At 41.6% G+C, this 10,284-nt stretch carries 13 protein-coding genes and 1 pseudogene; 2 read left to right on the top strand and 12 right to left on the bottom strand.

Annotated features, from left to right (window positions below):
• Positions 1-89 precede the first annotated feature (89 nt).
• The 8 genes and pseudogenes from BTHG_RS12945 to BTHG_RS12980 all read right to left on the bottom strand — a co-directional run bounded on the left by BTHG_RS12945 (position 90) and on the right by BTHG_RS12980 (position 5,516).
• Positions 90-392, bottom strand: coding sequence for a DUF4212 domain-containing protein (locus BTHG_RS12945; RefSeq protein WP_010677157.1), 303 nt, complete (start codon positions 390-392; stop codon positions 90-92).
• A 93-nt stretch (positions 393-485) separates the two neighbouring features.
• On the bottom strand, positions 486-665 hold the full coding sequence (locus BTHG_RS12950; RefSeq protein ID WP_010677158.1) for a hypothetical protein: 180 nt from the start codon (positions 663-665) through the stop codon (positions 486-488).
• Positions 666-879: 214 nt separating this feature from the next.
• A complete protein-coding gene (locus BTHG_RS12955) occupies positions 880-1,407 on the bottom strand; it encodes a chromate transporter (RefSeq protein WP_010677159.1) in 528 nt (175 codons plus the stop codon).
• Positions 1,407-1,955, bottom strand: a complete 549-nt coding sequence (locus tag BTHG_RS12960) for a chromate transporter (RefSeq protein ID WP_010677160.1) — start codon at positions 1,953-1,955, stop codon at positions 1,407-1,409. Before BTHG_RS12960 ends, BTHG_RS12955 begins: the two co-directional genes overlap by 1 nt.
• A 201-nt stretch (positions 1,956-2,156) precedes the next feature.
• A pseudogene (gene pcp, locus BTHG_RS24955) lies at positions 2,157-2,759 on the bottom strand (pyroglutamyl-peptidase I); the annotation flags it as partial.
• A 19-nt stretch (positions 2,760-2,778) separates the two neighbouring features.
• Positions 2,779-3,309, bottom strand: a complete 531-nt coding sequence (locus tag BTHG_RS12970) for a chromate transporter (RefSeq protein ID WP_010677162.1) — start codon at positions 3,307-3,309, stop codon at positions 2,779-2,781.
• On the bottom strand, positions 3,306-3,881 hold the full coding sequence (locus tag BTHG_RS12975; RefSeq protein WP_010677163.1) for a chromate transporter: 576 nt from the start codon (positions 3,879-3,881) through the stop codon (positions 3,306-3,308). The genes BTHG_RS12970 and BTHG_RS12975 overlap by 4 nt, the downstream gene beginning before the upstream one ends.
• 24 nt (positions 3,882-3,905) lie before the next feature.
• Entirely contained in the window at positions 3,906-5,516 is a 1,611-nt protein-coding gene (locus BTHG_RS12980) for a gamma-glutamyltransferase family protein (RefSeq protein ID WP_010677164.1), read from the bottom strand.
• A gap of 268 nt (positions 5,517-5,784) precedes the next feature.
• Between BTHG_RS12980 and BTHG_RS12985 the strand changes: the two genes are divergently transcribed.
• Together BTHG_RS12985 and BTHG_RS12990 are read left to right on the top strand one after the other, a co-directional pair.
• Entirely contained in the window at positions 5,785-6,234 is a 450-nt protein-coding gene (locus BTHG_RS12985; protein WP_010677165.1) for an Lrp/AsnC family transcriptional regulator, read from the top strand.
• 92 nt (positions 6,235-6,326) lie between these two features.
• Positions 6,327-6,692, top strand: a complete 366-nt coding sequence (locus BTHG_RS12990) for a cupredoxin domain-containing protein (RefSeq protein ID WP_010677166.1) — start codon at positions 6,327-6,329, stop codon at positions 6,690-6,692.
• Positions 6,693-6,725: 33 nt separating this feature from the next.
• Here the strand turns inward: BTHG_RS12990 and BTHG_RS12995 are convergent, their stop codons facing one another.
• The 4 genes from BTHG_RS12995 to BTHG_RS13010 all read right to left on the bottom strand — a co-directional run bounded on the left by BTHG_RS12995 (position 6,726) and on the right by BTHG_RS13010 (position 9,778).
• A complete protein-coding gene (locus BTHG_RS12995) occupies positions 6,726-7,505 on the bottom strand; it encodes an ABC transporter permease (RefSeq protein WP_010677167.1) in 780 nt (259 codons plus the stop codon).
• Complete coding sequence (locus BTHG_RS13000; protein WP_010677168.1) at positions 7,502-8,413, bottom strand: ABC transporter ATP-binding protein; 912 nt, start codon at positions 8,411-8,413, stop codon at positions 7,502-7,504. Before BTHG_RS13000 ends, BTHG_RS12995 begins: the two co-directional genes overlap by 4 nt.
• Position 8,414: 1 nt before the next feature.
• Positions 8,415-8,603, bottom strand: a complete 189-nt coding sequence (locus BTHG_RS13005; RefSeq protein ID WP_010677169.1) for a PLDc N-terminal domain-containing protein — start codon at positions 8,601-8,603, stop codon at positions 8,415-8,417.
• Positions 8,604-8,848: 245 nt separating this feature from the next.
• The gene (locus tag BTHG_RS13010) at positions 8,849-9,778 is read right to left on the bottom strand and encodes a peptidoglycan DD-metalloendopeptidase family protein (RefSeq protein ID WP_026021809.1); all 930 of its coding nucleotides are present in this window, start codon (positions 9,776-9,778) and stop codon (positions 8,849-8,851) included.
• Between the last annotated feature and the right edge of the window lie 506 nt (positions 9,779-10,284).

Consider the following 10,284-nt stretch of genomic DNA (forward strand, 5'->3'; position numbering starts at 1 on the left):
TTCATCATTAAGAATCGTCTTTTGCTGTAGGGGTTACCGCTAGAATTGTAGGTTCATAGATTGAGTATGTTTGAATGGTAGAGTTACTATTAATGGTCAAGTACTTTTCCAGAGCTAATTTGCTCGTTCTTGCTTTCGTCAATTCCGTATTTTCTATCAATGTTGTCACTCATCTTCGCATTCACAAACAGGATAATGATAAATGTAGCAACTGCCCCCTGTGCACCCATGAAATAATGGAACGGCAATCCGTTTATGGAAAACGTGGAGAGCGGCTTTGCAAACAGGACAACACCAAATGAAACAAGAAATCCAATAATTAGATAGATAATAATATTTCTTGTTTTCTCCCTAAAGTATCCCTCTGCAATTTTCTTATCAACTTTTTTCAACTACTAGCACCTCCATAATAAATGTAATTCTGTAGCTTCTCTTCTCCGTCCTTCTCTTTTCACATCACCTCCTTCAAGATTAGCTTTTTTGCACTAACTTAGATTGAAAATAAAACGAATTGTCTCACCAAGTGGTGCTGGAAAACGGATGATCTCAATGACAAAATATGCAAAGATGGACACAAACGGCAGAAGTAAAAAGAGAGGGCGCTTACGCTTAAACGCCATAAAAAGGCTAAATACAACAATAAATAGCATGATATATAAAATCATGTTTGAGTTTTCACCCCTTAATATGTAAGCGTTACCATTTCATCCATAAAATGAACAAGTACACTTACTATATGTACGATTTTTATTTTATAATATTACGAAAATTACTAATATTTATATTATCAATTTATTTCCAGTGCTCGTCAAGAAAAGATTTTGGCGAAATTTGGGGGTTAGGGTTTATAACGTCGAAGGGCGACAAATCGGGTTATTCCTATAACAACACTGCACCATACACGAGGGACCCGACAATCACATACGCCGGGTGGACCTTCCATTTTTCAAGCAGCAAAAAACTCACTACCACCAAAATTATCGTATGCACCAATCCAGCATCTACATACGACTCTTCAAAAAAGCGATATGCCATTGCACCTAGTAAAACAGCAATCGTAGGCCGAATATAATTCGTCATCCGCTTCACCTTTGGAGAATGTTTGAACTTTTTCAAAATGCTGAGTAAACCAATCATTAAAAGCAAGGATGGGGCCACCGTCGCAAAGATGGCAACCACTGCACCCAACACACCTGCCTGTTGGAATCCAATATAACCTGCCATTTTTGTGGCAATAGGACCAGGTAATGCATTTCCAATCGCAATGACTTCACTAAATTCATGAACGGAAAGCCAGTGATAGCGATGGACGACTTCATTTTCAACAAGGGGAATCGAGGCAGGGCCACCACCATAGCCTAGAATTCCTGGAATTAAAAAAGCAATAAACAGCTGTACGTAAATCATTATTGTTTCTCCTCCTGCTTGTCCTTTTTTAACAAGGCAATTGCCAGTAGGACTCCCACCAAAATACCTGGATGCACACCTAACACATCTAAAAAAACGACACTCGCCGCTCCCAACAAGATTGCTTTCGTCCATCCAAGACCTTTTTTGGCATTCATAAAAAATTCCCACGTTAATTGCGCAAGCATGACCCCAACTACTGCCAGCACTGCTTTTGTCATCCCCTCCACCCAGTCAAGACTTTTAAACGAGGCCAACGATGTTAGCAAGACAATCATTAAGAGAATCGTGGGAATTGTCGTAGCCAACAGAGCATTGATCATGCCCAACCACCCACCAACACGATAGCCAATATATCCTGCCATCTTTGTTGAAATGGGGCCAGGCAATGTATTACCAAGCGCGAGGATATCACCAAAATCATCATCATTTAGCCATTTGTAATGGTCAACCGCTTCTTTATGGACAAGCGGAATGGAAGAAGGTCCGCCACCATATCCAAGGAGGCCAATTTTGAAAAACGCAAGGAAAATATGGAATTGCTTCATTTTTACTAATTCCTTTCTGAAGCTTTTTCATCAAAAAAAGAGGAAGCCCATATTAGGCTTCCTCTTAGTGTTTTCTATTATTTTTCTTGTATTCAAATTGCTATTGGCCATAAGTTTTGGCTATTGGCCGTTAATATTGGCTATTAGCCGTATTTTATCATTATTGACCATAAATCCTGATTATTAGCCATATCTCCTGTCTTACTCCCCAAGTACCTCAATCATCGTACGAATCGTTTCTGTTAAATCCGCTAATGACCAACTAGGTAGACCACTTTTCTTGAGTGCAAGCTCATGTGAGGCTGGAATATGAATAAATCCAGCTCTCATCGTGAGCTGTTCACGCTCAATCTTATGCAAAACCGAGTACATCACATTGTTGCAAAGATACGTCCCGGCTGTGTTTGAAATCGAGGCTGGGTATCCTTTTTCAACCGCAGCATCTACAAATGCCCGAATTGGTAATGTGGAAAAATAACCCACTGGACCATCTTCCTCAATCGGTGCATCCTGCAATTTCACGCCATTGTTATCGGCGGCTCCATCACGGCAGTTGATTGCAATTCGCTCCGGTGTAACTTTATTTCTGCCAGCTGCTAACCCCAATGAAATCACAACATCCGGCTTTACCTCATTGATATGTTCAATACATTGTTTTGCCGATTCCGCAAAGTCTACGGGAAGGACTTTTCCGATGATTTCATAACCACCAATGGTTTGCCCCTCCAATGACTTCACAATCTCTTCAGTTGGATTGATTGGATTATCCAAAAATGGGACAAACCCAGTTAGTAATAATTTTTTTCACGTTCTCCACCTCTTATTATGCTAGAAAAAATGCTCCATATCCGAGTGCTCCGATGATCACATAGGCTGGATGAACCTTCAGCTTTTCCATTAATACAAAGCTTACCACTATAATAATGATGGTTTGCCACAAGCCAGCATCGACATAAGAAGTTGAGAAGAAGCTGATTGTCATTGTTCCGAGCAACACCGCAATCGCAGGGCGTACATAGTTGGACATGCGTTTTACTTTTGGCGAATCCTTGTGTTTGTATAAGAAACCTAGTAACACTACCATTAAAATTAAAGATGGTGCTACGGTTGCAAAGATTCCCACAAGTGCTCCTGGTATACCCGCTACGTCATACCCAATATAACCAGCCATTTTTGTGGCAATAGGCCCTGGTAGTGAATTTCCAAGAGCGAGGACTTCACTGAATTCAGAAACGGTTAACCAGCCGTAACGTCCCACGACTTCATTTTCAACAAGTGGAATCGAAGCTGGACCGCCTCCGTACCCGACAATTCCTGGTATAAAAAAGGCTAAGAAAATTTGCCAATAAATCACATGCCAACACCCTTTTCTATTCTTTCTTCAACCTGTGGAGCTTTGTCTCTCTTGACGATTGCTGCAACTAACAGAACTCCAATGATGATTCCTGGATGAACCCCAACAAACTCAATTAATAAAAAGCTCACCACAATGATTCCTGCTGCAAATTTCCAGCCTAAGGAGTCCTTCGATTTTTTAAAGAAATCCCATGTTAAGGTTGCAAGCATGACACAAACTACCGGAACAACTGCCTTTGTCATCCCCTGTACCCACGGCTGGTCTTTAAATGAAGATAAAAAGGTTAACAGGATGATCATCGCAAAAATGGTTGGAACGATCGTTGCTAATACGGCATTTATCATTCCTAACACACCTGCAACACGGTATCCGATATAACCGGCCATTTTTGTCGCGATAGGTCCCGGCAATGTATTTCCAAGGGCAAGCACATCGGAGAATTCGTCATCATCCATCCATTTATACTTACCCACAACTTCTTTATGAACGAGTGGAATCGAGGAAGGACCTCCCCCATAACCCAAGAGTCCCACACGTAAAAATGCCAAAAATAGATCAAGCTGTTTCATACTATCAACTCATTTCTGTTTCAATTACCAAGATGCAATACTACCATCTGTTCTCGCTTCGGTACCACCTGAAAGAACACCTGTCTTCGGGTCTCTCCAAATAATTTGGCCACGGCCGAAGCTGCCTCCATCAAGTGCCACTTGGATTTGATGGCCACGTCTCGCAAGTGCTTGCGCAACATGGGTAGGGAAGTTTGGCTCAACCAGTACTTTTTTATCTTCAATCCACTGCCATCTTGGCGAATCAAGTGCCGCCTGTGGGTTCAAATGGAAATCAATCGTATTCATAATGACCTGTGTGTGGCCTTGTGGCTGCATGTATCCACCCATGACACCGAATGGACCAACCGCTTCGCCATCCTTTGTTAAAAATCCTGGAATGATTGTGTGGTACGTCTTTTTACCAGGCTCTAACGCATTTTCATGAGTCGGATCTAATGAAAAATCATGTCCGCGGTTTTGTAAGGAAATCCCTGTTCCCGGAATCACAATTCCAGAGCCAAAGCCCATGTAATTACTTTGGATATACGAAATCATGTTGCCTTCAGAGTCCGCTGCCGCCAAGTACACAGTACCTCCACGCGGTGGTGTGCCTGGTTCTGGCGTTAGCGCCTCATCACCGATTAGACTTCTTCTTTCTGCTGCAAATTCTTCAGATAAAAGCTGTGCTGCACTTACAGACATTTTTTCAGGGTCTGTTACATATTTTTTTCCATCCGAAAATGCGAGTTTCATAGCTTCAATTTGCTTATGATATGTTTCCACTGATTCTTTTTCCTTGATGTCAAAGCCGTTTAAGATGTTGAGTGCCATTAATGCAACAATTCCTTGACCGTTTGGCGGAATCTCCCATACATCATAGCCACGATAGTTTACCGAAATTGGCTGTACCCATTGAGGTTTATAATCTGCTAAATCTTCTTTTGATAGGAAACCACCATGCTCCTTGAAAAAGGCATCAATTTTATCAGCGAGCTCACCTTTGTAAAAGCTTTCTGCATTTGTTTCCGCGATGGAACGTAACGTATTCGCATGACCTTCAGAGCTCCAAACCTCTCCGATTTCTGGTGCACGACCTTCGGGAGCAAACGTGTCAAACCAGCCTTTAAATTCTGGAGTCGTGAACGTTTCTTTATATTTTGCGTAGGCAGCCTTCCAGTATTTTGATAGAACAGGTGATAATGGATATCCTTCTTCCGCATACTGAATCGCAGGCTTTAATACTTCCGTTAATGGCAGTTTTCCAAAACGTCGAGATAGCTCTGCCCATGCAGAAGGAACGCCTGGCACAGTAACAGGCAGTAAGCCATGAGTCGGCATTTTCTCGTGACCTCTTGATTTTAACGCATCGATTGAAATGCTTTTTGGTGCTGGGCCACTTGCGTTTAGACCGTGCAATTCACCCTTTACCCATACAAGTGCAAATGCATCTCCGCCAATCCCGTTTGAAGTAGGCTCGACAACCGTTAAAGTAGCAGCGGTCGCGATTGCCGCATCAATTGCATTCCCGCCTTTTTTCAAAATGTCCAACCCTGCTTGTGCCGCTAAAGGCTGAGAGGTTGCCACCATCCCATTTTTCGCAAAAGTCGCCATCCGTTGTGAAGCATACGGGTAATTCAAATAATCGATATTCATTTTAACATCCCCCTTTATGTACCCTTTTTGACAATTGTTAGTTATTTTTTGAAAATCAATTAACAAACGGAATTTATATTCTATAATAATGATTATAATTGAAATTTAAAATATATTCTATATTTTTACCAAAATAGGTAAAAACGTTGGATATTTTTACTTTGAGACTTATAACATTTCGTAGGCATGTCTATATTTTTGATGTGCAAATGCTACGCCGGTGGTAAAATAAATGTAAGCAAATAAACCGTTGAAAAGTGGTGGTGCAATGAAGATTGATGAAACGGATAAAAAAATTCTAGAACTGTTAACGATAAATGCGAGAATGTCCTATGTGGATATTGGCAAAGAACTCGGTCTTTCAAGGGTGTCAATTCGTGAACGCGTCAATCAACTGATTGAAAAAGGAGTAATTGAAAAATTTTCAGTTGTGATCAACTCTGAAAAGGTAGGAAAAGGGGTTTCTGCGTTCTTCGAGGTCGACTGTGAGCCAGCTTCACTTGTAAGGGTTGCGGAAACGCTGGCAAACAACCCAAGTGTCGCAAGCTGCTATCAAATGACTGGTCCAAGTACCTTGCATATGCACGTTCTTGTCGAGGACTTTGCGAAGCTTGAAAAATTTATTAATGAAGAGCTTTATAGTTTGGACGGAATTACGAGGGTAGAAAGTCATATTTTATTAAGAAGGTTTAAGAGTCGAACAGGTCTTAAATTATGATGGTGTCAGGTCGTGTGCCTGAGACCATTTTTTATTATTGATAATATTTGATGATTTAGAAAAAAATAGTATCAAGAAAGGAGGGATTGCAAATGTCTGTACTGAAGTGGCTAGCAGGATTGAGCGTTGTAATGGCCTTGCTTGTGGTTGGATCACTTGGTGTATTTGCTGGAACACAGCCTTTGGAGCCGATTCAAAAAATTGAGGTCGAAATGAACGATGACTATTTTAACCCGAAAGCCATCACGATTCCGAATGGAAAACCAATAGTGTTGGTCTTACGAAACAATGGTGTGAAGGAACACACATTCACTGTAGAAAAGCTCGGAATTGACTATGAAGTTAAACCAAAACAAATAAAAATTGTTACTGTGGCACCCAAAACGTCTGGTACATATGAATTGATATGTCGGTACCATTCCAAGGAAGGAATGAAGGGACAAGTCATTGTAAAATAACAAGGCAAGGCCAATTGGCCTTACCTTGTTTCATTATGCTGCTCTTTCTTTTTTCGAAAAAAGATAGATTGAACTGATAAGCAGAACAAAAATGAATAGAATCGATACAGTTAATGATAGAGTAAAATATTTTTCCGGACTGCCTGTTAATAGAAGGCTGCTTGCGTGTGTTGAAAGCCTTGCTGGGCTCCATGTCATCCATTTCGATAATAATGAAGTAACGGCCGACAGCCCAATCGCTACTAATAATGACACAAAAGCCACAATTAAATTGCTTTTAAACAGTGAGCTTAATAGAAGCGTCACCGTCACAAGGAATACAAGCCATGTCCCGTACACAAGTGAGCCTTTCACTAATTCCCCAAATCCAATATCGCCAATTAACACTCCGGTGTAATACCAAGATGCTAAGATTCCTAGGAAAAATGAGCCTAGGGTCATCAATATGATACTCATCCATTTTGCCGTAATATAATTTGCGAAGGAAACTGGTTTTACGAGGATTATATCTGACACACCGCTATTCTTTTCCGCTGCCACAATCCCCATAAACGCCAGTACCAATACGAGAATCCCGATTTGACTATACTGTCCCAGCGTTTGCACGATGACCTCTTGTGGTGTTGGGATCGGTATTTCAAAAACCGCTCCCTCTGGCAGTTCGCCTGCTGCCTTAATAATTTCCGGCAAATAATACGAAGTAACCGGCTGCATGATTCCTAGTAAAATGAAGACAAGCGGGATCCATAGGATTTTAAAATTCCGTGTCATTTCGATCCATTCTTTTTTAAACAATACGAACCATTGGTTCATGATTTCACCACCTTCATGAATACATCCTCGAGGGACGACTGCCCAATTCTGAATGACGAAACGGGTATGTTTTTCATCAATATATCTTGTAAAATAGCATTTCTTGCAACATCAAGCTGTGTGACAACAATCGTTGCTGTTGTTCGCTCTGTTGTCACTTCATGAATAGATTCGATGGCCGTTAATCCGTTTGCCCAGTCTCTGATATCTGTTTCTGCCTCAATCGTAATCACGTCATGCTGATGCTTTTTTCGTAAATCCGCTAACGAATCACTTAGAGCCAATTCACCTTTACGAATAATGACAATATCATCACAAACCTCTTCTGCATCATGCAGAACATGGGTGGAAAACAGAATAGTCGTTTTCTCTTTCAATTCTCGCATCATTTCAATGACTTCCCGTCGGCCGACAGGGTCTAGTGCAGATACCGGTTCATCAAGCATCACTAGCTTTGGTTCATGAATCATCGCCTGCGCAATCCCTAGGCGCTGCTTCATTCCCCCAGAAAAACCTCCGATTCTCTTTTTCCTCGCATCTAAAAGTCCTACTAATTCTAGTAATTCGTCCGCTTTTTGCTGAGATTCCGCTTTTGATAAATTCGCTAGTTGCCCGACATAGACTAAAAACTCATTTGCCGACATCCAGTTGTAAAAAACCGGGTGCTGTGGCAAGTAACCGATGTACTTACGGATATCACCATTGTCCTTGCCATCGAATTCTATTTTTCCTGAGGTTGGATGAAGGAGTCCTGCTAGCATCCTCAAAGTTGTTGTTTTTCCCGCCCCATTTGGTCCTAGCAAAGCTGTACAGCTTCCTTTTTTTATACTAAAGGAAAGATTATTAACCGCTGTTTCTTTTCCAAACCGTTTCACTACATTTTTAATTGAGACTAGATTTTCCCCCATTCTATCTCTTCCTTCCAATTACAAAATAGAGAATCGGACCAATCATGCTAATTAAAAGAATGACAAACACCCATAAAATTTTAGGTCCATTTGTTTCTTCACTTCTACCAAGGTCGACTAAAGCTGTCACCATTAAAATTAATTGAATCACAATAATCGGAGCAATTAGTGCCCAGTTAATACCTGCCATAGAGGATCACGTTCCTTTCAAATGTTTTTCCGAAGATAATACGTTTGAAGGTAGGAAAAAGTTCAGAGGAAATTACATATTTTTTTGGGGGCAGAGGGACAGGTTCATTGTCCCACCAATTTTTTACAGGTATGTGAAATCCGTCCCCCTGTCCCTTACATAAAAAAACCGACTACCCTTTTTGAGTAATCGGTTGGATTTTAGCTAAAGTTGCCACCACAGGCTAGACTACTGTTTCTCCTTGCTTATGCTTTCGCCATTCCGATTGAAGCATCAGGTGAGTTTGCATTTTCCTCATCTGTTGCATCTTCATCGTCAGCAGGAGTGCCTTCTTCGTCAGCTGGCTTTTTATTGTCTTCTGGTTTCTCTTCTTCTTTTGGTTGCTTATCTTCTGCTGGTTGCTTTCCTTCTTCAGCTTGCTTTTCATCGTCAACTTGCTTGTCTTCTTCTTTACTTGCTGCTTTGTCCTCTGTACCTTTTTCACTATCTTCAAGTGAAGTTACAGTTTGTCCAAAGTACTCAAGTGGATTAACAGCTACACCGTTGTTACGGATTTCAAAGTGTACGTGAACCGCAGCTTCTTTGTCAAACTGGTTTTCTCCAGCCATTCCAAGGACTTCACCTTGTTCAACTACGTCACCTTTTGCCACTTTTAAGTCTGCAAGCGATTGATACATTGTTACAACACCGTCAGAATGTTCGATTTCCACGACATTTCCGTGTAATGGATCTTTTTCTGCACGACTAACTGTTCCAGCTAATGATGCAACAACTTCAAATGTCTCACCATTTTTAGCGACAATATCAATTCCTTTATTTGGGGAATAAATATTGTTATAGACTACAAGAGCTGCTTCTTGCTTTTCTGCTGAAGCTTCTGCATCGTAGAATTCCCTAAAAACTTGGATTGCATCTTCGTCAATGACAGGCATCTTAAATTTTTCTCCCGCTTGGTTTACTGGAACACTTGGCTCTTCACCTGTAGCAGTTCCTGGTTGATTTTCACCATATTTCAAATCATCCTTCGCTACATCGTCTTTGCCTTGGAACCATAAAACCGCGGTCAGAATGAGTGCTGCACTAACTAAATAGATTGCTGGAAATACCCAACGCTTTCTAAAAAAACGTTGTAAACTAGATTTTTGAGAAGTACGTTTCTTTTCTTCCTCTCTCATGTTTATCACCTCAGCAACCATTCTGAACACATTCGCGGAATTATATACATTTTCAAAAAATTTTTTTCGATTATTTTTCGACAAACCTCAAAATATTATTCATAGATTCACAAATTTATCCCAAAAGGGGTCCAGTTGGACGTTGTATTTTGGACTAATGTGTGGTGAAACCAGGTGGGACCACGGGGACGGTTCCTGTGGTCCGGGGTAGTGGGGGAACCACGGGGGGACCACGGGGACGGTTCTTGTGGTCCGGGGTGAAGGGGGAACCAGGGGGACGGTTCTTGTGGACCGGAGTAGTGGGGGAACCAGGGGGACGGTTCTTGTGGCCCGGAGTAGTGGGGGAACCAGAGGGACGGTTCTTGTGGACCGGAGTAGTGGGGGAACCAGAGGGACGGTTCTTGTGGACCGGAGTGTGGGGGAACCAGGGGGACGGTTCTTGTGGACCGGAGTGTGGGGGAACCAGAGGGACGGTTCTTGTGGACCGGAGTAGTGGGGGAACCGGA

Origin of the sequence: Bacillus timonensis, assembly GCF_000285535.1 — a bacterium.
Taxonomy (GTDB): domain Bacteria; phylum Bacillota; class Bacilli; order Bacillales; family Bacillaceae_L; genus Ferdinandcohnia; species Ferdinandcohnia timonensis.